Annotated in this window: 25 protein-coding genes; 15 read left to right on the forward strand and 10 right to left on the reverse strand. The window is 73.7% G+C overall.

The window, feature by feature from the left end:
- The first annotated feature begins 4 nt into the window (after window positions 1-4).
- A complete protein-coding gene (locus tag IH54_RS0120500; RefSeq protein WP_031518781.1) occupies window positions 5-307 on the forward strand; it encodes a DUF4229 domain-containing protein in 303 nt (100 codons plus the stop codon).
- The gene (locus IH54_RS0120505; protein ID WP_031518784.1) at window positions 307-906 is read left to right on the forward strand and encodes a TetR/AcrR family transcriptional regulator; all 600 of its coding nucleotides are present in this window, start codon (window positions 307-309) and stop codon (window positions 904-906) included. The genes IH54_RS0120500 and IH54_RS0120505 overlap by 1 nt, the downstream gene beginning before the upstream one ends.
- Here the strand turns inward: IH54_RS0120505 and IH54_RS0120510 are convergent.
- The gene (locus IH54_RS0120510) at window positions 903-1,481 is read right to left on the reverse strand and encodes a TIGR03086 family metal-binding protein (protein WP_043181674.1); all 579 of its coding nucleotides are present in this window, start codon (window positions 1,479-1,481) and stop codon (window positions 903-905) included. The genes IH54_RS0120505 and IH54_RS0120510 overlap by 4 nt on opposite strands.
- A 48-nt stretch (window positions 1,482-1,529) precedes the next feature.
- On the opposite strand from IH54_RS0120510, the gene IH54_RS0120515 reads away from it, so the two are divergent.
- Complete coding sequence (locus IH54_RS0120515; protein WP_031518788.1) at window positions 1,530-1,985, forward strand: MarR family winged helix-turn-helix transcriptional regulator; 456 nt, start codon at window positions 1,530-1,532, stop codon at window positions 1,983-1,985.
- Between the two features lie 679 nt (window positions 1,986-2,664).
- Here the strand turns inward: IH54_RS0120515 and IH54_RS0120520 are convergent.
- Window positions 2,665-3,462 (reverse strand): MaoC/PaaZ C-terminal domain-containing protein, encoded by a 798-nt coding sequence (locus IH54_RS0120520; protein WP_031518790.1) that lies wholly within the window; start codon window positions 3,460-3,462, stop codon window positions 2,665-2,667.
- A 1-nt stretch (window position 3,463) separates the two neighbouring features.
- The gene (locus tag IH54_RS0120525) at window positions 3,464-4,729 is read right to left on the reverse strand and encodes a 3-oxoacyl-ACP reductase (protein WP_031518793.1); all 1,266 of its coding nucleotides are present in this window, start codon (window positions 4,727-4,729) and stop codon (window positions 3,464-3,466) included.
- Window positions 4,730-4,819: 90 nt separating this feature from the next.
- Between IH54_RS0120525 and IH54_RS0120530 the strand changes: the two genes are divergently transcribed.
- Together IH54_RS0120530 and IH54_RS0120535 are read left to right on the forward strand one after the other, a co-directional pair.
- The gene (locus IH54_RS0120530) at window positions 4,820-6,100 is read left to right on the forward strand and encodes an acetyl-CoA C-acetyltransferase (RefSeq protein ID WP_031518795.1); all 1,281 of its coding nucleotides are present in this window, start codon (window positions 4,820-4,822) and stop codon (window positions 6,098-6,100) included.
- Window positions 6,101-6,227: 127 nt separating this feature from the next.
- Window positions 6,228-8,123 (forward strand): AMP-dependent synthetase/ligase, encoded by a 1,896-nt coding sequence (locus tag IH54_RS0120535; protein ID WP_031518797.1) that lies wholly within the window; start codon window positions 6,228-6,230, stop codon window positions 8,121-8,123.
- 137 nt (window positions 8,124-8,260) lie between these two features.
- On the opposite strand, the gene IH54_RS0120540 is transcribed toward IH54_RS0120535, so the two are convergent.
- Window positions 8,261-8,464, reverse strand: a complete 204-nt coding sequence (locus IH54_RS0120540) for a cold-shock protein (protein ID WP_031518800.1) — start codon at window positions 8,462-8,464, stop codon at window positions 8,261-8,263.
- Between the two features lie 246 nt (window positions 8,465-8,710).
- Between IH54_RS0120540 and IH54_RS0120545 the strand changes: the two genes are divergently transcribed.
- The 6 genes from IH54_RS0120545 (at window position 8,711) to IH54_RS0120570 (ending at window position 15,912) form a co-directional block, all read left to right on the forward strand.
- Window positions 8,711-9,571: a menaquinone biosynthetic enzyme MqnA/MqnD family protein gene (locus IH54_RS0120545; RefSeq protein WP_031518802.1), complete on the forward strand. Its 861-nt coding sequence runs from the start codon at window positions 8,711-8,713 to the stop codon at window positions 9,569-9,571.
- A gap of 80 nt (window positions 9,572-9,651) precedes the next feature.
- Window positions 9,652-10,842 carry a cyclic dehypoxanthinyl futalosine synthase gene (mqnC, locus tag IH54_RS0120550; RefSeq protein WP_043181691.1) on the forward strand — a complete coding sequence of 397 codons (1,191 nt, stop codon included), beginning with the start codon at window positions 9,652-9,654 and terminating at the stop codon, window positions 10,840-10,842.
- 19 nt (window positions 10,843-10,861) lie between these two features.
- Window positions 10,862-11,572 carry a demethylmenaquinone methyltransferase gene (locus tag IH54_RS0120555; RefSeq protein ID WP_031518809.1) on the forward strand — a complete coding sequence of 237 codons (711 nt, stop codon included), beginning with the start codon at window positions 10,862-10,864 and terminating at the stop codon, window positions 11,570-11,572.
- A 119-nt stretch (window positions 11,573-11,691) separates the two neighbouring features.
- Window positions 11,692-13,719 (forward strand): zinc-ribbon domain-containing protein, encoded by a 2,028-nt coding sequence (locus IH54_RS46225; protein WP_199923424.1) that lies wholly within the window; start codon window positions 11,692-11,694, stop codon window positions 13,717-13,719.
- A 117-nt stretch (window positions 13,720-13,836) separates the two neighbouring features.
- Window positions 13,837-14,403 carry a DinB family protein gene (locus IH54_RS0120565; RefSeq protein WP_031518810.1) on the forward strand — a complete coding sequence of 189 codons (567 nt, stop codon included), beginning with the start codon at window positions 13,837-13,839 and terminating at the stop codon, window positions 14,401-14,403.
- Window positions 14,404-14,625: 222 nt separating this feature from the next.
- Complete coding sequence (locus IH54_RS0120570; protein ID WP_031518812.1) at window positions 14,626-15,912, forward strand: geranylgeranyl reductase family protein; 1,287 nt, start codon at window positions 14,626-14,628, stop codon at window positions 15,910-15,912.
- Between the two features lie 99 nt (window positions 15,913-16,011).
- On the opposite strand, the gene IH54_RS0120575 is transcribed toward IH54_RS0120570, so the two are convergent.
- Window positions 16,012-18,030, reverse strand: coding sequence for a protein kinase domain-containing protein (locus tag IH54_RS0120575; RefSeq protein WP_420711787.1), 2,019 nt, complete (start codon window positions 18,028-18,030; stop codon window positions 16,012-16,014).
- A 286-nt stretch (window positions 18,031-18,316) separates the two neighbouring features.
- Window positions 18,317-18,736 (reverse strand): VOC family protein, encoded by a 420-nt coding sequence (locus tag IH54_RS0120580; RefSeq protein ID WP_031518818.1) that lies wholly within the window; start codon window positions 18,734-18,736, stop codon window positions 18,317-18,319.
- A 114-nt stretch (window positions 18,737-18,850) separates the two neighbouring features.
- On the opposite strand from IH54_RS0120580, the gene IH54_RS40035 reads away from it, so the two are divergent.
- Complete coding sequence (locus IH54_RS40035) at window positions 18,851-19,750, forward strand: phosphotransferase (protein ID WP_052397681.1); 900 nt, start codon at window positions 18,851-18,853, stop codon at window positions 19,748-19,750.
- A gap of 223 nt (window positions 19,751-19,973) precedes the next feature.
- Here the strand turns inward: IH54_RS40035 and IH54_RS41830 are convergent, their stop codons facing one another.
- From IH54_RS41830 to IH54_RS46230, 3 genes are all read right to left on the reverse strand, one after another.
- Window positions 19,974-20,339, reverse strand: coding sequence for a hypothetical protein (locus IH54_RS41830; RefSeq protein WP_052397682.1), 366 nt, complete (start codon window positions 20,337-20,339; stop codon window positions 19,974-19,976).
- Window positions 20,340-20,428: 89 nt separating this feature from the next.
- Entirely contained in the window at window positions 20,429-20,914 is a 486-nt protein-coding gene (locus tag IH54_RS0120595) for a glyoxalase (RefSeq protein ID WP_052397683.1), read from the reverse strand.
- A 316-nt stretch (window positions 20,915-21,230) separates the two neighbouring features.
- Window positions 21,231-21,623, reverse strand: coding sequence for a hypothetical protein (locus IH54_RS46230; RefSeq protein ID WP_052397684.1), 393 nt, complete (start codon window positions 21,621-21,623; stop codon window positions 21,231-21,233).
- Here IH54_RS46230 and IH54_RS0120605 point away from each other — a divergent pair.
- Both IH54_RS0120605 and IH54_RS0120610 read left to right on the forward strand, forming a co-directional pair.
- Window positions 21,610-22,080, forward strand: coding sequence for a DUF5753 domain-containing protein (locus tag IH54_RS0120605; protein ID WP_052397685.1), 471 nt, complete (start codon window positions 21,610-21,612; stop codon window positions 22,078-22,080). The genes IH54_RS46230 and IH54_RS0120605 overlap by 14 nt on opposite strands.
- A 16-nt stretch (window positions 22,081-22,096) precedes the next feature.
- Complete coding sequence (locus IH54_RS0120610; protein ID WP_031518831.1) at window positions 22,097-22,300, forward strand: DUF397 domain-containing protein; 204 nt, start codon at window positions 22,097-22,099, stop codon at window positions 22,298-22,300.
- Window positions 22,301-22,346: 46 nt separating this feature from the next.
- Here the strand turns inward: IH54_RS0120610 and IH54_RS40045 are convergent, their stop codons facing one another.
- Window positions 22,347-23,846 (reverse strand): tetratricopeptide repeat protein, encoded by a 1,500-nt coding sequence (locus IH54_RS40045; RefSeq protein ID WP_324607807.1) that lies wholly within the window; start codon window positions 23,844-23,846, stop codon window positions 22,347-22,349.
- 100 nt (window positions 23,847-23,946) lie between these two features.
- Here IH54_RS40045 and IH54_RS44670 point away from each other — a divergent pair, with 100 nt between their 5' ends.
- Window positions 23,947-24,129 carry an albusnodin family lasso peptide gene (locus IH54_RS44670; RefSeq protein WP_324607808.1) on the forward strand — a complete coding sequence of 61 codons (183 nt, stop codon included), beginning with the start codon at window positions 23,947-23,949 and terminating at the stop codon, window positions 24,127-24,129.
- Window positions 24,130-24,172 lie beyond the last annotated feature (43 nt).

Consider the following 24,172-nt stretch of genomic DNA (forward strand, 5'->3'; position numbering starts at 1 on the left):
AAGCATGCTTAGGTACACCGCCATGCGCTTCGGCCTCATCGTCGCGAGCTTCGGTGTCATCTGGGGACTGGTTCGGCTGCGTGTCCTGCCGGCCGGGCTCGGTGACTCGAACTACCTGTGGGTCGCCCTGCTGGCCCTCGTCGTGTCCGCCCCGCTGAGCTTCGTCCTGCTGCGCAACGTGCGCGAGCAGGCCGCGACCCAGGTGTCGGAGAAGGTCGAGCGCACCCGGCGCAACCTCGCCGCGAACCAGCAGCAGGAGGACGCGGCGGACGACGCCGCGCGGGACGGCGCCGCGCGCACCGCCTGATGCCCGCGGCGGGGGGCAAGCGGGTCCCGCGGGCCGAGCGCGAGCGGCAGATGCTCGACGCGGCCGTCGCGGTCTTCGCACGCCGCGGCTTCCGCGCCGCGTCGATGGACGAGATCGCGGAGGCGGCGGGCGTCAGCAAGCCGCTGGTGTATCTGTACCTGGAGTCCAAGGACGCCCTGTTCACCGCCTGCATCCGGCGCGAGGCCGACGCGTTGGCCACGGCCGTACGGGACGCGGTCGAGGCGGACGCGCCGCCGGAGCGGCAGTTGTGGAGCGGGCTGCTCGGCTTCTTCGAGCACACCGCCGCGCACCCCGACGGCTGGGCGGTGCTCTACACGCAGGCCCGTACGGTCGGCGAGCCGTTCGCCGCGGAGGTCGCGGGGCTGCGGGCGCGGATCGTCGACTTCGTCGCCGGGCTCCTCGCGGCGGCGTGCGGCGCACCCGACACCCGGACCGTCGCACCGTACGCGTACGCGCTGGTGGGAGCCGCGGAGTCGCTCGCAGCCTGGGCGTCGACCGCCCCCGACCCGCTGCCCGCCCGCGACCTGGCCGCCTCCCTCATGACCTTCGCCTGGAAGGGCCTGGCCCAGGCGGTTTAGACGCGCGGGGCGCGGCCCAGCCGGGTGAGGACGCGGGTCAGTGCGTCGGCGTCCGGCGCCGCGGGCAGCGGAGGGGCGAAGACCGGTGAGGCGGGTGGTACGGCCAGGGCGATCGGCAGCGCGGCCTCGGCCAGGTCGGCGTCCGGGGTGAAGGGCGCGCCGAGCGTCACCGCGACGTCCCAGGCGTGGACCACGTAGTCCAGGAAGTGGAAGCCCACCGCCAGGCGGGCGGGGAAGTCCGGTCCGGTGCTGAACTCCGCCAGCGTGAAGGGCTGTTCGGGGTCGTCGACCCCGGCGAAGGCCGCGACGACGTCAGCGGCGGCGGCCTCGTACGCCGACGCCGGGTCGGCGTCCCGCGTGGCAGCCCAGACCGCGGCCTCGCCGCCCGCCCCCCGTGCGGCGGCGGCGAAGCCGCGGTGCTGGGCCGTCATGTGCCCGAGCAGATCCGCGAGGTCCCAGCCCTCGCAGGGAGTCGGGCGGCGCAGATCGGCTACGGTCGACTGCCGGACGAGCCCGGTGCTCAGCCGCACCGCGCGTGCGTCGAGGTCACGGAGCCGTTCCATATCGGTAGGCATGTGCTTATCGTCTGCGAGAGCTTATTATCTGTCAAGGGAGTTCCTGCGATGTCCGCCGCCCGCCGCCCGCCCCGCAAGGACCTCGCCGCGATGATCGTCCCCCTCGGCCGCGCGCTCACCGCGGCGGAGCTGCCGTTGCTGCGCGAGCACGGGCTGAGCATGTGGGCCTACTCCGTACTCCTCGGGCTCGACCCCGAGCCCCTGCGCAGCCAGGCCGCTCTCGCGGAGGCCATCGGTGCCGACAAGACCCGCATCATCGACGTCCTCACCGAGCTCGAGGCCCGGGGCCTCATCACCCGCACGCCGGACCCGTCAGACCGCCGGGTCCGCCTCCTCGCCCTCACCGCGGAGGGCCTCCGCGTCCGCGACGCCGCGCAGGGCGCGATCCAGTCCCGCGAGGCGAGATTGCTGGCCCGCCACCTCCCGGAGGAGCAAGCCGCTGCGCTGCTGGCCGCGCTGACCACCCTCTCCGCGCTTCCTGCGGAGGCCTTGGGGGCGCCGTGACCCGCGCCGGGCACTCGTTCCGCAGGCTGCGCCTGCGCCGCGGGGCACTCGTTTTTCGGGCTGCGCCTGCGCCGCGGGGCACACCAGGGGCGCGGGGAACTGCGCGAGCAACCACCCACCGGCCGGTGGGCCGTGGGGGCACCGCCCAGGCGAAGCTCTGGGGGAGAACCGAACTGCCCCTTCGGGCCGGTGACGACCCGCGCCACCGTCGTGGCTGGCCGCGCAGTTCCCCGCGCCCCTAAAAACGCTCACCCCGCGCGGCAGCGCGAGACGCTTGCCCGGCGCGGCAGCGCGAGACGCTTGCCCGGCGCGGCAGGGGAGAACGCTCACCCGGCGCGGCAGGGGAGAACGCTCACCCGGCGCGGCAGGGGAGAACGCTTGCCCGGCGCGGCAGGGGAAAACGCTCACCCCGTGCGGCAGCGCGAGACGCTCACCCGGCGTGGCACGGGAAAACGCTCACCCCGCGCGGCAGCGCGAGACGCTTGCCCGGCGCGGCAGCGCAAGACGCTTGCCCGGCGTGGCACGGGAAAACGCTCACCCCGCGCGGCAGCGCGAGACGCTCACCCGGCGCGGCAGCGCAAGACGCTTGCCCGGCGCGGCACGGGAAAACGCTCACCCCGCGCGGCAGCGCGAAACGTTCACCCCGCGCGAGCCCCGCGGAACAGCCCGGCCGGCGAGGTCAGCTCACCGTTCCCACCACGTGCAGGCGTGAGCCTGACCGCACCTCGAACCTGCCGGAGGCAGCCGCGTACTCGACGGTCGAGGGCAGCAGCACCGGCGCCCGGAACTCGGCCTCAAGAGCATTCGCCTCAGCGGCGAGCGCAGCGCAGCGCGCCACCGTCCACATGCCGTGGGCGATCGCGTGGCGGAAGCCGAAGGGGCGGGCGGTCGGGCCCGAGAGGTGGATCGGGTTGTAGTCGCCGCTCACCCGGGCGTGCCGGCGCCCGAGATCGCCGGGCAGCTCCCACGTCTCGACGAGGGGGAGGCGGGGAGCGGGGGCGGCGGCCCCCGGGGCGTCCTGGCCCGGCGCCCGGTGCCTGGCCAGGTACGTGCTGGTGTCCTGCCACACCAGTTCACCGGCGAGGTGCGCCTCGGTCACGACGACGACCTCCGTGCCGCGGCGGTGCGCCCGCAGCCCCTCCGTGCGGACGGAGAGGTCCGGGCGGTCGGCGACCGTCAGCGCGTGCAGGCGGCGCAGCGCGATCGACGTGTGGACGAGCCCCAGCAGCGGCAGCGGGAACGCGCGGGCGGCCATGAGCCGCGCGGCGAGCGGGAAGCCCAGGATGTGCGGGTAGGTCAGCGGGAGGACGGGCCCGGGTTCGTACCCGCACACGCGGGCGTACGCGGCGGCGCGGGCGGGGTCGACGCGTACGGCGGCGCGGGTGAGCCGTGCGGGGGTGAGGCGGGAGGCGGCGGAGGGGCGTTTGGCGAGCCCGGTGAGCGCGCCGCGGCCCAGCGTCAGGATCAGCGGCGCCATGTCAGGCGCCCAGCAGGGACTGGCCGCAGACGCGTACGACCTGCCCGTTGATCCCGCCGGAGGCGGCCGCCGCGAGCCAGCTGACGGTCTCGGCGACGTCGGCGGGGCGGCCGCCCTGGCCGAGTGAGTTCATCCGGCGGCCCGCCTCGCGGATGACCAGCGGCACCGCCGCGGTCATCGCGGTCTCGATGAAGCCGGGCGCGACTGCGTTGGCGGTGATGCCGCGCTCGCGCAGCTCCGGGTCCGCGGCGAGGGCGCGTACCCAGCCGATGATCCCGGCCTTGGAGGCGGCGTAGTTGGTCTGGCCGACGTTCCCGGCGATGCCCGCGATGGAGGCGGTGCCGACGATACGGGCGTGGTCGGCGACCGCGCCCGCCTTCAGCAGCGCGGCGGTGGTGCGCAGGACGCTGCCGAGGTTGACGTCGATCACGGCGTCCCAGCGGTCGGCGGCCATGTTGGCGAGCTTGCGGTCGCGGGTGATGCCCGCGTTGTGGACGAGGACGTCCAGGCCGCCGGGCAGCGCGGCGGCGATGCGCTCGCCCGCGTCGGGGGCGGTGATGTCGAGGGTGAGGGCCTTCCCGCCGAGGCGGGCGGCGACCTGGGCGAGCGCGTCGCCCGCCTGCGGCACGTCGAGCAGCACGACGGCCGCCCCGTCGCGGGCGAGCGTCTCGGCGACGGCCGCGCCGATGCCCCGCGCGGCGCCGGTGACCAGCGCGGTACGCGGCTCAGCCGCAGGAGTCGCAGGAGTCGCGGGAGCCGCCGGGCCGACCTCGACGACCTGCCCGCTGACGTACGCCGAGCGCGGCGACAGCAGGAAGTCCAGCGCCGCGTCGGGCTCGGCGCCCGGGGCGAGGCGTACGAGGTTGACGGTGCAGCCCCGGCCGATCTCCTTGCCGAGCGACCGGACGAAGCCCTCCAGGGCCTGCTGCGCGGCGGCCTGCGCGAAGCCGCCGTCCTGCGGCCGTCCGCCGAGCACGACGACCCGCCCGCAGGGCGCGAGCGAGCGGGCCAGCGGGTGCAGGGCGGTGTGCAGCCCGGAGAGCGCGCCGGGCCCGTCGATCCCGGTGGCGTCCACGACGACGCCCCCGTACGGCGCCTCGCCCCGGGCGGGCGGGGTCTCGCCCGCCGCCAGGCGCAGGACGGGGCCGGGCAGTTCGGAGGTCCCGGCGGAGTGGCGGCGCAGCGGGACGGGGAGGGGAAGGCCCAGGCGGCGGGCGAGGAAGCGGCCGGGTGCGGTGCCGGTGGCGCGGAGATAGCGGTCGGCCATTGGCCTTCTCCTTACTCTGGAGTAAGTTTACCGACGGTAAGGCTACTGGTGAGTCACGCAGATCGGAAGATCGGAAATTCGGGAGACCGCATGCAGACCGTCCGCCGTGTCGCCGTCGTCGCCGGCAACCGCATTCCCTTCGCCCGCGCGGACGGCCCGTACGCCACCGCGTCCAACCAGGACATGCTCACGGCGGCGCTGAACGGCCTCGCCGAGCGCACCGGCCTCGCGGGCGAGAGAGTGGGGGAGTTCGCGGCGGGCGCCGTCCTCAAGCACAGCCGGGATTTCAACCTCGCCCGCGAGACCGTCCTCGGCTCCGTCCTCGCCCCCGACACCCCCGCCTACGACGTCCAGCAGGCGTGCGGCACGGGCCTCCAGGCCGTCTTCGCCGTCGCCGCGAAGATCGCCCTCGGCGTCATCGACAGCGGCATCGCGGGCGGCGCCGACACCACCAGCGACGCCCCGCTGGGCGTCAACGACCAGCTGCGCCGCACCCTCCTCGCCGCCCGCCGCGCCAAGACGCTGGGCGGCCGGGCCCGCGCGCTCGCCGCCGTACGCCCCAGGCACCTCGTCCCCGACATCCCGCGCAACGCCGAACCGCGCACGGGCCTGTCCATGGGCGAGCACGCCGCGCTCACCGCGGAGCAGTGGGGCATCACCCGCGAGGCACAGGACGAACTCGCCGCCGCCAGCCACCGGCGGCTCGCCGCCGCGTACGACCGGGGCTTCTTCGAGCCGCTCGTCACCCCCTTCCGCGGGCTCACCCGCGACCAGAACCTCCGCCCCGACTCCACGCCCGAGAAACTCGCCAAGCTCCGTCCCGTCTACGGCGGCCCCGACGGCACGATGACCGCGGGCAACTCCACCCCGCTCACCGACGGCGCCGCTGTCGTCCTGCTCGCCTCCGAGGAATGGGCCGCCGCCCGCGGCCTCGAACCCCTCGCCTTCCTCACCGCCTACGAGACGGCCGCGGTCGACTTCGTCACCGGCGCCGAAGGGCTCCTCATGGCCCCCGCGTACGCGGTGCCGCGCATGCTCTCCCGCGCCGGGCTCGCCCTGGGCGACTTCGACTACTACGAGGTGCACGAGGCCTTCGCCTCGCAGGTGCTCGCCACGCTCGCCGCGTGGGAGGACAAGGACTACTGCGTGTCGCGGCTGGGGCTGGACGCGGCGCTGGGCTCCGTCGACCGCGCCCGGCTCAACGTCGCCGGGTCCTCCCTCGCGACCGGGCACCCGTTCGCCGCGACGGGTGCCCGGATCGTCGCCACGCTGGCCCACCACCTCGCCGGCGAGGGCGCCCCCGCGCGGGGGCTCATCTCCGTCTGCGCCGCGGGCGGCCAGGGCGTGACCGCGGTCCTGACCCGCCCCTGAGCCACCGCTGCGCGGGGCGGTGAGCGTGTGGGGGCGTGTGGGGGCGCCTGGGCGGTGCCCCCACACGCCCCTGAAAAACGGTCACCCTCCGCGGCAGCGGAACCCTCACCCTCAAGGAGCCGTACGTATGGCCATACGCAAGCCGCCACCCCCGCAGGGGGTACACCCCGAGGTCCAGGCCCGGGACGGCCGCGCCGTCATCGCCGCCGTCAGACCGCTGGTGGACCCGCCGAAGCGGGGCTCACTCGCCGACATCCCGTTCACGAACGCCGCCGAGGCCCCCGACGACGTCGTCCTCAGCCGCAAGGGACCGGACGGCGCATGGCACGACGTCACGGCGGAGGACTTCCGCCGGGAGGTGCTGGGGCTCGCGAAGGGGCTGATCGCCGCCGGGCTCAAGCCCGGCGACCGGCTCGCGGTCATGGCGCGGACCTCGTACGCGTGGACGCTGCTGGACTTCGCGGCCTGGGCCGCGGGCCTGATCACCGTGCCCGTCTACCCGACGTCCTCCGCGTCGCAGACGGAGTGGATCCTCGCGGACTCGGGCGCCGCGGCCTGCGCGGTGGAGAGCGTCGACCAGGCCCGTGCGGTCAGCGCGGTGCGCGGGCGGCTCCCGGAGTTGCGGGAGCTGTGGCAGCTCGACACCGGCGCGCTGGACCAGATCGCGGCGGACGGCCGTACGCTGCCGGACGCGCTGGTCACCTCGCGGCGGCAGTCGATGGCGCCGGACACGGTCGCGACCCTCATCTACACCTCGGGCACGACCGGCCGGCCCAAGGGCTGCATCCTCACGCACGGCAACTTCTTCGCCGAGGTCGACAACGCGATCGAGCTGCTGCACCCGGTCTTCAAGTCGGTGAGCAGCGAGCCCGCGTCCACCCTGCTCTTCCTGCCGCTGTCGCACGTCTTCGGGCGGATGGTCGCGGTCGGCTGCCTGCGGGCCCGGGTGCGGCTGGGGCACGCGCCGAGCATCGCGACCGAGGACCTGCTCGCCGACCTCGCGGGCTTCCGGCCGACCTTCCTGCTGGCGATCCCGTACGTGCTGGAGAAGGTCTACAACACCGGCCGCGCCACCGCCGAGAAGATCGGCCGGGCCGCTTCCTTCGACCGGGCCGCGCGCGTCGCGCAGGCGTACGGGCGGGCGCAGGTCGCCCGGCAGACGGGCACGGGCGCGGGCCCGGGGCTCGGGCTCCGGCTCGCGCACGCGCTGTACGACCCGCTGGTCTACCGGCGGATCCGGGCGGCACTGGGCGGCAAGGTGCGGTACGCGATCTGCGGCGGCTCCCCGCTGGGCGGCCGGCTCGCGGCCTTCTACGCGGGCGCCGGGGTGATGGTCTACGAGGGCTACGGCCTGACGGAGACCACCGCGGCCGCCACCGTCACCCCGCCGCTGCACCCGCGGCTGGGCACGGTGGGCTGGCCGCTGCCCGGCACCGCGGTCAAGATCGCCGAGGACGGCGAGGTGCTGCTGCGCGGCGGGCAGGTCTTCGCCGGCTACTGGAACGACGAGGGGCCGATCCCGGCGGTCGAAGGCTGGTTCCCGACCGGGGACGTCGGCGAGCTGGACGCCGAGGGCTATCTGACGATCACCGGTCGGAAGAAGGAGATCATCATCACCGCGGGCGGCAAGAACGTCGCCCCGGCCCCGCTGGAGGACCGGCTGCGGGCCCACCCGCTGGTCGGCCAGTGCATGGTGGTGGGCGACAACCGCCCGTACGTCGGCGCGCTGCTCACGCTGGAGCCGGACGGGCTCGCGCACTGGCAGCGGATGCGGCACAAGGAGGGCCTGGGCCCGGCGGAGCTGGCCGAGGACGCGGAGCTGCTGGCCGAGCTGCAGAAGGCGGTGGACGAGGCCAACACTGCGGTCTCGCGCGCGGAGTCCATCCGCCGCTTCCGGGTGCTCGCGGTGGACTTCACCGAGGACGGCGGGCACCTCACACCGTCGATGAAGATCCGCCGGGCGGCGGTCGCGAAGGACTTCGCCGCGGAGATCGACGCGCTCTACGCCCGCCGTGCCGGATGAGCCCGAGGAGCCGGACGGGGCAGTAGGGCGGCGGGCAAAGGCAGGGGCCGCCTCACCGGAGTGAGGCGGCCCCTTGGTACTACAGGTTCTGGGCGCGGTGTTGCGCCGCCGGACTGACTAGTAGGTCAGGCGACCGACTAGGCGGGGGTGACGTTCTCCGCCTGAGGACCCTTCGGGCCCTGCGTGACGTCGAAGGACACCGCCTGGTTCTCCTCGAGGGAGCGGAAGCCGGAGGCGTTGATCGCGGAGTAGTGAACGAAGACATCCGGGCCGCCGCCGTCCTGGGCGATGAAGCCGAAGCCCTTTTCAGCGTTGAACCACTTGACGGTTCCGGTAGCCATTTAAAGCCCTCCTTGGGCCAAAGGGTCGCCCTGCTCCAGAACCTGCAACTGCGAAGTCTGAAAACGACAAGAGCCTGCGGGTTACATGCTCCGCAGGCTCTGTACTGCAAGGGAAACCAAACTGCAACTTGCGTTGAGCCTAGCATGACCCCTCGCGGCGACGGAAGGGATCCATGATCGATTCTCCGGCGCGCTCTCGGGGGCCCCTGCTCGGGGTGCGGCGACACCAGGAGTAGCGTCCACCAGGTGGACACTTCAGCGCGTACCGACGGCTCCGGGCCCCTCCGCCCCAGGGTGGGGCACATCCAGTTCCTCAACTGCGTCCCCCTCTACTGGGGCCTGGCCAGAACCGGCGCGCTGCTGGACCTCCAGCTCACCAAGGACACCCCGGAGAAGCTCAGCGCCCAGCTCGTCGCGGGTGACCTGGACATCGCCCCCGTCACGCTCATGGAGTACCTGCGGCACGCCGACGAGCTGGTCGCCCTCCCGGACATCGCGGTCGGCTGCGACGGCCCGGTCATGTCCTGCGTCATCGTCAGCCAGCTCCCGCTCGACCGCCTCGACGGAGAGCGGGTGGCCCTCGGCTCCACGAGCCGCACCTCGGTGCGCCTGGCCGAGCTGCTGCTGACCGAGCGGTACGGCGTCCGGCCGGACTACTACCGCTGCCCGCCCGACCTGTCGCTGATGATGCAGGAGGCGCAGGCCGCCGTCCTCATCGGCGACGCCGCGCTGCGGGCCTCGCTGCACGACGCGCCCCGGCTCGGGCTGGAGGTCCACGACCTCGGCCAGATGTGGAAGGACTGGACCGGGCTGCCCTTCGTCTTCGCGATCTGGGCCGCGCGCCGCGACTACCTCGCCGCGCACCCCGGGACCGTCCGCGAGGTCCACCGCGCCTTCCTCGACTCCCGGAACCTCTCGCTGGAGGAGGTCGACAAGGTCGCCGAGCAGGCCGCCCACTGGGAGGCCTTCGACGCCGACCTGCTGCGCCGCTACTTCACGACCCTCGACTTCTCCCTGGGCGCCGAGCAGTTGGCGGGCATCGCCGAGTTCGCCCGCCGGGTCGGCTTCCCCCACGAGGCCGAGGTCACCCTCCTGCCCCCGAGCTGACCGCACGGGCGGCGTACGCTGGCCCGTGTCGTGCCCGTGCCGTCCGCGGCCCCCGCCTGCACCTTTCCGGAAGGGACTCCCTGGTGAGCGACCACGCAGCCGTCCTCGAACGCGCCGCCGCCGGCGGCCGGATCACCGCCGAGGAGGCGCTCGCGCTCTACCGCGACGCCCCCCTGCACGCGCTCGGCGCCGCCGCCGACGCCGTACGCCGGCGCCGCTTCGCCGGTACCGAGCACATCGCGACGTACATCATCGAGCGGAACATCAACTACACGAACGTGTGCGTCACGGCGTGCAAGTTCTGCGCCTTCTACGCGGCCCCCAAGGACACCGCCAAGGGCTGGAGCCGCGGCCTCGACGACATCCTGCGGCGCTGCGCCGAGACCGTCGAGCTGGGCGGCACGCAGATCATGTTCCAGGGCGGCCACCACCCGGACTACGGCGTGGAGTACTACGAGGAGCACTTCGCCGCGATCAAGCGGGAGTTCCCGCAGCTGGTGATCCACTCGCTGGGCGCCTCCGAGGTCGACCACATGGCCCGCATCTCCGGCGTCACCGCGGAGGAGGCCATCCGCCGCATCCACGCCGCCGGCCTCGACTCCTTCGCCGGCGCCGGCGCCGAACTCCTCCCCGAGCGCCCGCGCAAGGCCATCGCCCCGCTCAAGGAGTCCGGCGAGCGCTGGCTGGAGATCATGGAGACCGCGCACCGCCTCGGCGTCGAGTCCACCACCACGATGCTCATGGGCACCGGCGAGACCAACGCCGAGCGCATCGAGCACCTGCGGATGATCCGCGACGTCCAGGACCGCACCGGCGGCTTCCGCGCGTTCATCCCCTACACCTACCAGCCCGAGAACAACCACCTGAAGGGCCAGACGCAGGCGACCCTCTTCGAGTACCTGCGGATGATCGCCATCGCCCGTCTCTTCCTCGACAACGTCGCCCACATTCAGGGCTCCTGGCTCACCACCGGCAAGGAGGTCGGCCAGCTCTCCCTGCACTACGGCGCGGACGACCTCGGCTCGGTCATGCTGGAGGAGAACGTCGTCTCCTCCGCGGGCGCCAAGCACCGCTCCAACCGCATGGAGCTGATCCACCTCATCCGCTCCGCCGGCCGCGTCCCCGCCCAGCGCGCGACGACCTACGAACACCTCGTCGTCCACACCGACCCCGCGGACGACCCGGTGGACGACCACGTGGTCTCCCACCTGTCCTCCACCGCGATCCCGGGCGGCACCGCGCACCCCGAGCTCCAGATCACCCCCGTGTGACACCCCTTAAGGTGGGAACGTGACGCGAGCATCGCTGGAGAAGCAGCCGCAGGACGTCGCCGGGATGTTCGACGACGTCGCGGCGCGGTACGACCTGACCAACGACGTGCTGTCGCTGGGGCAGAGCCGGTTGTGGCGGAAGGCCGTGGCGCAGGCGCTGGACGTCGCGCCGGGCGAGCGGGTGCTCGACCTGGGGGCGGGGACGGGAACGTCCTCGCTGCCCTTCGTCGCCGCCGGGGCGACCGTGGTGCCGTGCGACTTCTCGCTGGGGATGCTCCGGGAGGGGAAGAAGCGGCATCCCGAACTGCCGCTCACCGCCGGGGACGCGACGCGGCTGCCGTTCGCGGACGGGGTGTTCGACGCCGTCACCATCTCCTTCGCGCTGCGCAACGTGCACGACACCGACGCCGCGCTGCGCGAGATGCGGCGGGTCGTCAGGCCCGGCGGGCGGCTGGTGATCTGCGAGTTCAGCCAGCCGACCTTCCGGCCGTTCGCCACCGTCTACACCGAGTACCTGATGCGGGCGCTGCCGCCGGTCGCGAAGGCCGTGAGCAGCAACCCCGACGCGTACGTCTACCTCGCCGAGTCGATCCGCGAGTGGCCCGGCCAGCGCGCGCTCGCCGGCCGGCTGCAGAAGGCGGGCTGGGGCGGTGTCGCGTGGCGCAACCTGACGGGCGGCATCGTGGCTCTCCACCGCGCGACGCGCCCGGAGGCCGACCGGCCCGCGTGAGGACGGCGGGGGAGACCGCTGGAGTGGGCCATTCTGGTGTCCGGGAAGGGAACTGACCCCTAGGCTGCGGTGTCTGTGCTGGGGAGCGCGTATCCCCCCGACCGACGGAGTAGCCCCGTATGTCGTACTGCCCCACGTGTGGGAACCCTGTCTCGGACGCCTCCGCCCGCTTCTGCATGAAGTGCGGCCGCGAACTCCCCGCGGCCGCACCGCCCGCGGCCGGTCCGGCGCCCGCGACCCCGCCCGCGTCCCCGCCCCCGGTGCCGCCCGCGGCGCCGACGCCCACGCAGGTGACGCCCGTTCCGCCGCCGCCGCCGCCCCCGCCGACGTACGCCGCCCCCACGGCCACCTTCCCGGGTGCCGGCGGGCCACCGCCGGGCGTGCCGGGGGCGCCCGTGCCGCCGTCGCCGGCCGCGCTGTTCGTCGGCCGGGTCTTCTCCGGTGGCTGGGGCGGGGCGGTGCTCGCCGCACTCGTGCCGGCGGTGGTGCTGTTCGTCCTCGCGGCCGCGCTCGGCACCTGGTCGCAGCACTCGCTGAAGAACGACGACGTCAGCTGGCAGACCCGGACCCGGATAGCCCTGGCGCTGTCCGTCCAGGGCCTCGGCGGGCACGCCAGCGTGCCGAGCCCGTACCGCGGCAGCTGCTCGTCCGGCAGCGACGACTCCGGCTCCGGCTTCTCGGACGGCGGTGACAACGGCGACGACTTCAGCAGCGGCGGCAGCGACTTCGGCGACAGCAGCGGTGACGACGGCAGCGACTTCGGCGACAGCAGCGGTGACGACGGCAGCGACTTCGGCGACAGCAGTGGTGACTTCGGCGACAGCAGCGGCGACGGCAGCGGCGACTACTACAACGACAGCAGCGGCGACGACGGCAGCGACTACTACGGCGACAGCAGCGGCGACAGCACCTACGGCAGCTACCGCACCGACGGCACCTCCCGCTACTCGGACCACCTGCAGGCCGACGACTGCGCCACGGTGAGCCGGAACGCCGACCTCTCGGTCGTCCCGCTCGGCTTCACGCTCGTCTGGCTGCTCGCGCTGATCCTGACGCTGCGCTCGGCGCGCGCGCGGAACGCCGGGCCCGAGGCGGCCGTGCGGGTCGCGCTGCTCACCGGCGTCGTGTCCACGGCCCTGGCCTTCTACGCGCAGCCGTCCCTCAACGGCATCGAGCTGCACTCCGGCCCCTGGCGCGTCCTGCTGTGGTCCTTCCTGCTCAGCCTGGTGACCGCGATGGTGGTCCTCAACGGCCCCGCCCTGCGGACCCGGTTCGGCATCGTCTACCGCGTGCTGAGCACCGCGCTGCTCGCACTGGTCGCCACCGTGCTGTTCGCCGGCGTCGTGGTCTACGCGATCGGCATCGGCTACCACGACGAGCTGGAGACCCCCGGCCTCATCGCGGCCGCCATCCTGCTGCCGAACCTCGGGCTGTCCGGCCTCGGCCTCGGCTGGGGCGCCCCCTTCAAGATCACCGAGAGCTACGGCAACAGCCGCGGGTCGCACAGCGTGTCGCTCGGCCTGAGCAAGCTCAACGACTTCTGGGACGGCTCGGCGACCCCGCTCGCCGTCCTCGGCGGGGCGCTGTGCGCGCTGGCGATCGGCCTGATCGCGGCGAGCCGGGTGCGGGACCGGGCCCAGCAGTTCGCGGTCGCGGGCGCCTTCACCCTGATGTTCTGGGTGATGGTCGTGATCGGCGGGCTGGGCCTGAGCGGCCTCTACACGTTCACCTTCTCCGACAGCGCCAACGGCCACGAGCACGTCGGCACCGACGCAGGGCAGGCGCTGCTGTTCGCGCTGCTGTGGTCCTTCGGCGGCGTCCTGGTCGCGCCGTTCCTCCGGCGCGTCTTCGGCCGCGGCGACGGGCCGGGAGCCCCGGCCTACACGGGCCCGTCGCCGTACGCGCCGCCCTCGCCGTACGGCGGTGCGCAGGCGTACGGGCAGCCGCACGGCGGGGCGTACCTGCCGACGCAGCCCGCGCCCGGGTCGGCTGCCACGTCCGCCCCGGCCCCGGCTCCGGCACCCGCGCCGCAGCCGCCCGAGCCCCCGCAGGAGGTGCACGACCTCGGGGTGGTCCAGCCCGACCGGCTGACCAAGCGCGAGGCCACGCAGCGCAACGAGCCGGAGGACACGCCGCCGCCGGCGTGAGGTTCCGACCGCCGTCCGATCGCCGTCCTCATGCGGACCGAAGCTGTCCGCAAGGGCTTCTACTGTGGGTGTCGCACCCCAAGGAGAGCCCTTGCGGACAGCGGAAGGCGGACGACCATGAGCGGCACCCCCGAGCAGCAGCAGACCGGTGACGCGGCGCAGGCCGCCCCCGTACCCACCGGCGAGCGCGCGGACCTGCTGGAAGTGCTCGGCAAGCACCGCCACTTCCTGCGCTTCACCGCCCGCGACCTCACCGACGAGCAGGCCGGGCAGCGGTCGACCGTGAGCGAGCTGTGCATCGGCGGCCTCATCAAGCACGTGACGTCGGTCGAGCGCGGCTGGGCGGACTTCGTCGTCGAGGGGCCGTCCGCGATGCCCGACTTCACGGCCATGACGGAGGCGGACTTCGCCGAGCGCGCGGCGGAGTTCCGTATGCAGCCCGGCGACACGCTCGCCGGCGTCCTCGCCGCGTACGACGAGACCGCCCGCCGTACGGACGAGCTGGTCGCGACGCTGCCGGACCTCGACGCCTCGCACCCGCTGCCGAAGGCGCCGTGGTTCGAAGGCGACGCGCAGTGGAGCGCGCGCCGCACGTTCCTGCACATCATCGCCGAGACCGCCCAGCACGCCGGGCACGCGGACATCATCCGCGAGGCGCTGGACGGCGCGAAGTCCATGGGCTGAGCGCCCGCGCCAGCGGCCACCGGTCCGGTACGAGGCCCACGCCCCGTGCCGGACCGTTCCCGTACCGGGGACCCCCGCGAGGCCCGGCGAAACAGCGGATTCGGCCGGTCCGTACGCCCCCGCCGCCGCCCGGCCGCCGCGGGGGCTCATAGACTCGGGGGCAACCGGGCCCGCGGCCCGGCACCGTCATGCCGTTCTTCGCCGCACTACGGGAGAGCCACCGTGCCCGACACCGCCCTGTCCGAGCGCACCGCCGACGTGATCGTCGTCGGCGCCGGTCCCGCCGGTTCGACGACCGCGTATTACCTGGCGAAGGCCGGGCTCGACGTCCTGCTGCTGGAGAAGACGTCCTTCCCGCGCGAGAAGGTGTGCGGCGACGGCCTCACTCCGCGCGCCACCAAGCAGCTCGTGTCGATGGGCATCGACATCTCCGAAGAGGCGGGCTGGCTGCGCAACAAGGGCCTGCGCATCATCAGCGGCGGGCTGCGCCTGGAGATGGACTGGCCGGACCTGGCCGCCTACCCGGACTACGGGCTCGTGCGCCGCCGCGAGGACTTCGACGAACTCCTCGCCCAGCAGGCCGTGAAGGCGGGCGCCCGGCTGTACGAGCGCTGCAACGTCTCCGGCCCGATCATCGACGAGCGCACCGGCCGCATCACCGGCGTGACGGCCAAGCTCGGCGTCGAGAAGACCCCGCTGGCCTTCAACGCCCCGCTCGTCGTCGCCGCCGACGGCAACTCCACCCGGCTCTCCCTCGCGATGGGCCTGCACCGCCGCGAGGACCGCCCGATGGGCGTGGCCGTGCGCACCTACTTCACCTCCCCGCGGCACGAGGACGACTACCTGGAGTCCTGGCTGGAGCTGTGGGACCGGCGAGGTTCCGTCCCGCGCCAACTGCCCGGCTACGGCTGGATCTTCGGCCTCGGCGACGGCACCTCCAACGTCGGCCTCGGTATCCTCAACTCCTCCGCCGCCTTCCGCGAGCTGGACTGGCGCGAGGTGCTCAAGGCGTGGGTCGCCGGCATGCCGGAGGACTGGGGCTACACCGAGGAGAACATGACGCAGCCCATCCGCGGCGCCGCCCTCCCGATGGCCTTCAACCGCCAGCCGCACTACACCCGGGGCCTGCTGCTCGTCGGCGACGCGGGCGGCCTCGTCAACCCGTTCAACGGCGAGGGCATCGCCTACGCGATGGAATCCGGCCAGCTCGCCGCCGACGTCATCACGCAGGCCCACGCCCGTACCACCCCGGCGCAGCGCGAACTCGCCCTGCAGCGCTACCCGAAGATCCTCAAGGACACCTACGGCGGCTACTACACGCTCGGCCGCGCCTTCGTGAAGCTCATCGGCAATCCGAAGGTCCTCCAGCTGTGCACCGAGCGCGGCCTGACCCACCCGATGCTGATGCGCTTCGCGCTCAAGCTGCTCGCCAACCTCACCGACCCGACGGGCGGCGACGCGATGGACCGCATCATCAACGGCCTGACGAAGATCACGCCCCGCGCCTGACCCGTCCGCCCGCGCGGCGCACCGACGTACGAGCGCCGCGGCCCCGCAGTCACCTGCGGGGCCGGGGCGCTTCGCGTTCCGTCGGCGGTCAGCCGCTGGTCACTCCTCGTCGCTCGGCGGGAGGGCGTTGCGCCAGAGGGTGACGTCCAGCACTACGTACGTGCTCGTCTCGGTGGCCTTCGACGCGCTCTTGTAGGTGATGAGCGCGACCGTGCCCTCCGGTGTGCGGGCGCAGATCTGGCTGCCCGCGGACACCCGGGCCACGCTGATCTCCTGGGTGAACCGGGTGTCGTGCAGGCACGTGTCGAGGGAGCCCGCCTCGCCGGTGTCGAGCAGTACCAGCTTGGTGTTGTACGCCTTCAGGCTGCACGGGTCGCTGGCGCAGCTGTAGGAGAAGTCGTCGTCGATGTCGTTCTGCGGGGTGATCTCGCTGTCGGCGAAGCTCAGGTGGTAGCCGGCGGGCAGCTGGATGCCGTTGTGGGGCTCCGGCTGCGGGTTGGGGTCGGCCTGGTTGGTCGGCTCGTCGGTCGGGCTGTCCGTCTGCGTCGGCTCGTCGGTCGGCTCCGGCGCGGACGTCTGCGACTCGGTGGTGGCGGAGGTGGAGGACTGCGTCGGCTTGTCGGCCTCGTCGTCGCTCTTCCCGCCACCGTTCAGCGCGACGGCGGCGCCGACCGCGGCCGCGATGACGACGACCGCGGCGGTGACGGCGATCGCCACCCGCTTGCCGCGGCTCATGCGCTTGGGCGGCGGGGCGCCCGCACCGCTGCCGGTCGCGGTCAGGGGGCTGATCGGGGCACCCGGGGCGCCCGGGGCGCCGAACTGGCCCTGGGGCGCGTAGGGGGAGCCGCCCTGCGGGTAGCCGTACGCCGGGGTGCCGCCCGGACCCGCGGGGTGCGTGGCCGGGTAGGCGTACGCCGCCGGGACCTGCTGCTCGCCGCCGGGCTGGGGCTGCGGGGGCGGGGAGGCGTAGGCCGCGGGCTGGGACTGCTGGGCCGGCTGGGCCGGTTGGGCCGGCTCGACCGGGGGCTGCGCGGGCTGGACCGAGGGCTGCTCGGCGGCTGCGGGCGCCTGCGGCTGGGCCGGGGGCGGGGTCGGCGCCACGTCCGGGCGGGTCGGCGTCGGCGGGACGGCGTCCGCCGGGGTGGCCGCGGGGGTCGCCGGAGCCGCCGCGGGCGGCGGGGGAGTGGCCGGGGCGGGCGGTACGGCGGGCGCGGCCGGGGCCGCGGACGCGGGCGGGGTCCCCGGGGCCGCGGGCGTGGCGGGCGACGCGGGCGCGACGTGCCGCGCCGGGATCTCCGCCGCGAGCGCGACCGGCAGCCACTGCTCGGGGCGGCGCAGCTCCGTCTGCTGGGAGGCCGCCCGGCACATCCCCACGACGTCGGCGAGCGACGGCCGTTCCGCCGGGTCCTTCGCCAGGCAGCGACGCACCAGCGGGCGCAGCTCCTCCGGCAGCGTCGCCAGGTCCGGCTCCTCGTGCACGATCCGGTAGAGCACGGCGTGCGAGGGGCCGTCCCCGTACGCGGGCGCGCCGAGGGAGGCGTAGGCGGCGACCTGGCCGAGCGCGAAGATGTCGGTGGCGGGCGTGATCTCCCGCCCGGAGGCCTGCTCGGGCGCCATGAAGGCGGGAGTGCCGATCGTGACGCCGCTGCCGGTCAGCGCGGTGGCGTCGGCGGCGCGGGCGATGCCGAAGTCGATGACGCGCGGCCCGTCCGAGGCCAGCAGCACGTTCGACGGCTTCAGGTCGCGGTGCACGAGCCCGGCGCCGTGCACGGCCTCCAGAGCCTCCGCGATCCCGGCGACCAGCAGCAGGACCGTCGGCACCGGCAGCGGCCCGTGCGAGGCGACCGCGGACGCGAGCGTCGGGCCCGGTACGAAGGCGGTGGCCAGCCACGGCCGCGTACCGTCCGCGTCGCTGTCGATGACCGGCGCGGTGTACAGGCCCTGCACGCGCTGCGCGGCCTGCACCTCCTGCTTGAACCGGCGCCGGAATTCCGCGTCCTCCGCGAATTCCGGCCGGATCACCTTGACGGCGACGGGCCGCCCGGCGGGCGTGTGGGACAGGTAGACCTTGCCCATCCCGCCCGCGCCGAGCCGCGCCGCCAGCCGATACGCCCCCACCGATGCCGGATCGTCCGCCTCGAGTGGCTGGAAAACCTCGCCGGACCCTCCGGCCCCGCCCGCCCCGCTCATCCCTTGACCGCCTCGTCCCCGAAGTTGCTGCTGGCGGCATGGAGACTACCGGCCGCGGGGCCGGAATCGTGCTCCGTCTCCCAGTTGTGCCCTGACAGGCACTCACCGGTGACGGACCGCCCGCCCCGGCCGCCGCACGCGGGGCCGTCAGCCCGTCCAGCCGCTCCCGTACGCCAACTCGGGCCTTGCCGTGCAGCCGCACACCTCGCGGCTCCTACGTGAACACCCGTACCGGCGCGACGCAGAACTCGTTGCCCTCCGGATCCCCCAGCGTGCAGTGGTCGTCGTCCTGCCACAGCCTGCGCGCGCCGGCGGCGACCAGGCGTGCGGCCTCGGCCTCGACCGCCGCAGGGCCGCCCGGCACGCGTATGTCCATGTGCAGCCGGTTCTTCGCCGTCTTCGGCTCCGGAACGCGCAGGATCGACAGCCGCGGGCCCACCCCGTCGGGGTCGCACAGCCACGCCCCGTCGTTCGCGGAATCCTCCGGGTCGATGCCGAAGGAGGCCAGCCACTCGTCGCGCGTCGCGAACGGCGCGGGCGGCGGCTCGTCCTCATAGCCGAGCGCGGTCTTCCAGAACGCGGCGAGGACGGCGACGTCCCCGGCGTCGAGTGTGAGATCGATACGAGCACCCATACCGACGACGCTACGCCCCGCCACTGACAACGCGTCACCTCCGGCTTCGGCTTCCGTCCCGTGCCGCGGCGTTCCGGCCCGCGCGGGCCCGCCGCGTGAGTAGGGTTTCGCGCCATGGAACTCCCCCGGGTCGATGCCGCGCTGCTCAGCCAGTGGTGCGCGCGCCACCTCGCCTCGCCGGTCGCCGCCGAGCGGTTCCGCAGCGGGCGGGTGTCCGTCGTGGTCGGCGCCCGGCTCGCCGACGGGCGGCAGGTCGTCGTGAAGGTCCGCGCGCCCGAGCCGCGCATCGCGCACTGCTTCTCCGTCCACAGCGCGCTGTACGCCGCGGGCTTCCCGGCCCCCGAGCCGATCCTGCCGCCCACCCCGTTCGGGCGGTGGACGGCCACGGTGGAGGCGCTCGTCGAGGGCGGCGGGCGCGCCCCGACCTCGGGCGGCGCCCCCCGCCCGTACGCGGCCGCCCTCGCGTCGATGGTGCGGCTCGCCGCCCCGCTGGCCGCCCGCGTCGACCTCGACCCGAAGCCCTCCTGGAACCGCTGGGACCACGACGAGCCCGGCGTGTGGCCCACCGCCGAGAACGTCGACCGCCCCTTCCACACGGTCACCGGCCCCGACTGGCTGGAACGCGCGGGCCGGGCCGCGGGTGAGCGCCTCGCTGCGTGCCGGGATCCGTACGTCATCGGCCACGGGGACTGGTTCCCGGAGAACTTCCGCTGGCGCGGGGAGGAGTTGTACGTCGCCTACGACTGGGACAGCCTGATCCTGGCGCCCGAGGCGGTCCTCGTCGGTTTCGCCGCGGTGCACGTGGCCCCTTCCACCGAGGAGTTCGCCGCCTTCCTCTCGGCGTACGAGGCTGCGGCGGAGCGGGAGTTCGGCCCGGACGAGCGCGCGGCCGCATGGGCGGCGAACCTGTGGGCGCGCGGCTGGAAAGCGCACAAGCAGGTCGTGACGGGGGAGCCTGTGCAGGCGCTGGGGGAGGACGAGGCGCGGCGGCTGGCCTCGCTGGCGGGGGTCTGAACCGGGCCCGTCCCGGCGGGCGTTGCGGTGGCGGTCCCTCGGCCCGGGGGGTGTTGCGGTGGCGGTCCCTCGGCCCGGGGGGTGTTGCGGTGGCGGTCCCTCGGCCCGGGCGGGCGTTGCGGTGGTGGTCCCTCGGCCCGGAGGGGCGGCCGCGGACTCGGGCGAGGTTCGGCACGGGCTTCCGACGTCCACCGGTGCGGCTTCCGCGCGTCCACCGGCGCGGTCAGCGGAAGTCCTTGCCGTCCCGCAACTCCCAGCTGTGCGCCCCCGGATGGGCGGCGAACTCGCAGCAGGGCTCGCACGCGGGCGGCGGCCCCGTACCCGTGCAGTCGGGCAGGACGAAGACGGTCGCGGGCCGCCGCCCGCGGATCCAGCGCGTCCACACCGCGCCGTGCGCGCGGCCCGGCAGCTCCATGACGAAGGCGTGGTGGTCGCCCAGCGAGTGCCGCTCCAGCGTGCAGCGCAGCTGCCTCTCCACGTCCTCCGGCACCGTGCTGGCGAAGGGCGCGAGCCGCCGGGCGGCGCCCACCAGCGCGGCGGGCAGCCCGACCCGCTCCCCGCAGATGACACGGACTTCGGTCGAGGTCATGCGGCGCCGCCCTCCTCGCGTACTCCCCCCGCTGCCTCCCGCGGGGGACCCCGGCCGCGTGCGGTCGCGGCCGTCACCCTCCCAAACGATCACGCCCCGTCCGGGGGCACCGTCCCTAGCCCCGATGGCCGGTTGCGGACCATACGCGGGGTACGGATCCGGGGCCGGTCCGCGCCCTGGGGCCCCTGGGGCCCGCGCGGCTCCAGGAATTCCAGCCGGTTGCCGAACGGGTCGGCGGCGTAGAAGCGGTCGTGCCCGGGGAAGTCCCCGTCCCACGTCACGGCGTACCCACCCGCCTCCAGCCGCCGGGCCAGCTCCGCCAACCCCCGCACGAGGATCCCCGGGTGCGCCTTGCGGGCGGGCCCGAAATCCGCCTCGACCCCGAGGTGCACTTCCAGCCCCCCACCCCGGAACCAGCACCCCCCGCGCGCGGCGAGCGCGGGCGGCTTCTCCACCTCGTCCATGCCGAGGACGCCGCCCCAGAACCCCCGGCACTTCCCCTCACCACCCGCCGGGATGGCCAGTTGCACATGGTGCAGCCCGCCGAACCCGAAGCCTTCCTCGCCGTCCGCCATGCCCTCTCCCTCTCCTGCGCGGCGCCCGCGCCCGCACGCCGCCCCGATCCCTACCCCTGCGGGGCGGCACCGATTGCAACGGTGCTCCTGCTCTGTACGGCGTGGCTCGCGGAGCGGTTGGGCGCCACGCCCTGCCTCTTCGGTAGGCGTCGCGATCTTCCCGCCGTGGGGGCTGGCCGCGCCGTTCTCCCCCAGAGCTTCGCCTGGGAGGTACCCCCACGCGCCCCTGTTGTCACCCGGCGGGGCATCGCGCGCTCCGTGCGGTGTGGGGTCGGGTGCCACTCCGGGGGTACCTCCTCGGAATGCGCGTTCACCCTCATCCGTAGCCGGTGCCGGACCGGGAAGCGCATTCCTGCGGGGGCACCCCCGGATCGTCCCCCACCCGACGTCTCGCCGGCGGCTGCCCGCCGGTGGGGGTGAAGGGGGCGGGCAGGAACTGCCATGTGTGGGCTCCCGGGTGTCCGGCGAACTCGCAGCACGGCTCGGCGGCCGGGCAGTCGGGCAGGACGAGCACGACCGCCGGGGCGTGCCCGCGGGTCCACCGCGTCCACACCGCGCCCGTGTCTCGTCCGGGCACTTCGAGGACGAAGGCGTGGTGGTCGCCGAGCGCGTGCGCATCCAGGGTGCAGCGAAGGTCGCGTTCGACGTCCTCGGGGTGGGTGGTGCCCGGCGAGGCCGAGGCGTACAGCCGGGCCGTGATCCGGGCCAACCCGGCCCTCGTCAGGGACGAGGAAGTCGACACGCTCATGAGGATCCGGGCCGAACGACAGCGCATCCTCACCCACGTCGAGAAGCCGGTGCGGTTCTGGTCCATCATCGGCGAGGCCGCACTGCGCACCCCGATCGGCGGCCCGAAGGTGATGCGCGGCCAGCTCAACTACCTGGCCGATGCGGTCGAGCAGTCCAACGTGACCCTTCAGGTGCTGCCGTACGCGGTCGGCGCCCACGCGGGCCTCAGCGGACCCTTCGTGCTGATCTCGTACAACGTCCCCGGAGACACCGGCATCGTCTTCCTGGAGAACCTGACCAGCAGCCTCTACCTGGAGACCCCGGGCGAGGTGGCGAACTACACCCTGGTCTTCGACGCCCTACGGTCCGCGCCGCTCAACCCGGCCGAGTCCCTCGACTTCATCACCGCGCTGGCAGAAGAGTCCACGTCCGATTAGAACCACGAGGTAAGTCATGAACAGCTCCCCGATGACGACCTGGCGCAAGTCCAGCTACAGCGGCAGCACCAACGACTGCATCGAGGTTGCCGACGACCTCACGGGCGTCATCCCCGTCCCCGACTCGAAGGACCCGCAGGGCCCCACCCTCGCGTTCTCCCCGGAGGCATGGTCCGCATTCGTCGCCGGGCTCAAGAGGGGCGACTTCTCGGTGGCGTGACCCACCGGACCGGTCGGGCGCCATCCAGGTGGGGCGCCCGACCTGATCACGACGGAGCCTCGTTGGTGACGCCGTGGAGTTCGGCCAACGCTCGTAGCCCCGGGGGTGGTTGGGCAGCGTCCACAGGTCGCGGACCTGCCACTGCCAGGGTGTGGTGCTGCCTCAACCCGGCCCGGTCGGGCGTCCGCGCTGTGGGTGCCCGCTCAAGTGGCCCGCTGGGGTGAGAGCGCCCTGGCCCGGTCGAGGAGTTCGCGAACGTGAGGGTTGGTCCGGTGCGGCCGCGTAGCGGAGAGCATGGTGCGGAAACGCTCGTCCGCCCGGCCTGACTGCACGAGCGGGTAGTCGTCCAAGGCGAGGTGCCAGTTACGGACGCTTCTTCCAACCGCCCAGTTTCGAGCTGCCATTCGGCGATCATTGCGCGGTGGCGGACGCGGGCCCGACGGTAGATCGGAGGCCGGACCTTCTCGGAGTGCAAAAGTGCGCGGATCGCGGTCTCGCGGTCGCCCAGTTCGTAGGTGACTTGGGCTATGTGGTACGAGAGCGAGGCAGGGTCGTAGGAGCCGTGGGCCTTGGCCCTGGACTCGGCCTGTTCCATGGCGATCTCGGCGGAGTGCAGCACGGCGAGGGCGTGGGGACGATCGCCACTTCGGGCGAGGGCGTGGGCTTGCTGGCCCGCGAGGAAAGCCCGCATGCGGGGTCCGGCATGCGGCGAGGCCGCGGAGGCTGCGTCCGCGTACCGCTGAGCGGCGGGGCCGTGGCCCAGTTCCACAGCCTGAACGCTCATGCCTCGCAAGGTGGTGCAGTAGGTGAGGTGGTCGTCCGCGGCGAGCGCTAATTCGAGCGCCTTTGTGTAGTAGCTCTGGCCGAGTGAGTCCAGCCGTTCGTCTACGGCCATGTATCCGGTCAGATAGAGGTGGTCGGCGGCAGCCGAGAGCATCGCTTTGCGAACCGGCTCGGTGGCGGTTGCCTTCAGGTACGGCGCGATGTTGTTGACCAGGAACGCCGCTGCCAGCGGGCGGGCGGTCCGGCCGCCGAACTGGTCGTCGAGTTCGCTGATGCGCTCGGTCATGGCGATGACCGACTCGACCTCGGCCCTGCCGATGCGGGCGTACGGATCGGCCTTCAGCTTTTCGAACCGTCCGATGTGGTCCGGCCAGCCGGGGACACTCAGAGCGACCGAATACAGGCCCGTCCCGAGTACACCCCTGCGCGATGGGTCCATGTCCGTGCTCCCGAGATCGATCAGTCCCGCCACCGTATCCGTGGTGGGAGACCACAGGTCGGGTTGGTCGGACCAGCCCGCTTCAAACGCGGTGACCGGCCGCCTGAGACGGCGGGTCAAGACCTCCAGCACCACATGCCGGTATTTGGCCATGGGGCGGGTGCCGGAGAGCCAGTGCGAGACGGCGGACTCGTCGTATTTGAGGGCGAACCCAGCCTCGGTGCCTGCCCGGTTCACCGCGCGCGCGAACTCACCGTTGCTCGACCACCGGCATTCGGCGACCAGCGAGGCGAATCTGCTGTTCGGTGTGCGTTCGTGTGCCATCGAGCCCCCGGGCGCAGGTTTCAAGGGTTGCAGGCGTCAGTGGAGCCCCAATCGTATTCACGCTCGGCACACGCCTGTTGACTGAGTGTCGGGTACCCGGATGGGGCCCGGACAGAACACCGTCACCACAGAAGGGAACGAGCCGATGGACGACGTGTGCACCATCACCACCGCAGGCGACGAGGACGCCGCCGGGCTGGTCGAGATCGGGGACGCGGCCAGCCTCACCGAGGGCCAGGGCGGCGGCAACAGCGAGGACAAGCGTCGCGCCTACAACTCCTGACCTGCTTCCCGGTGGTGCGGCTCGGCGTCGCCGGGCCGCACCA

Source organism: Streptomyces sp. NRRL F-5123, assembly GCF_000721495.1.
Lineage (GTDB): Bacteria > Actinomycetota > Actinomycetes > Streptomycetales > Streptomycetaceae > Actinacidiphila.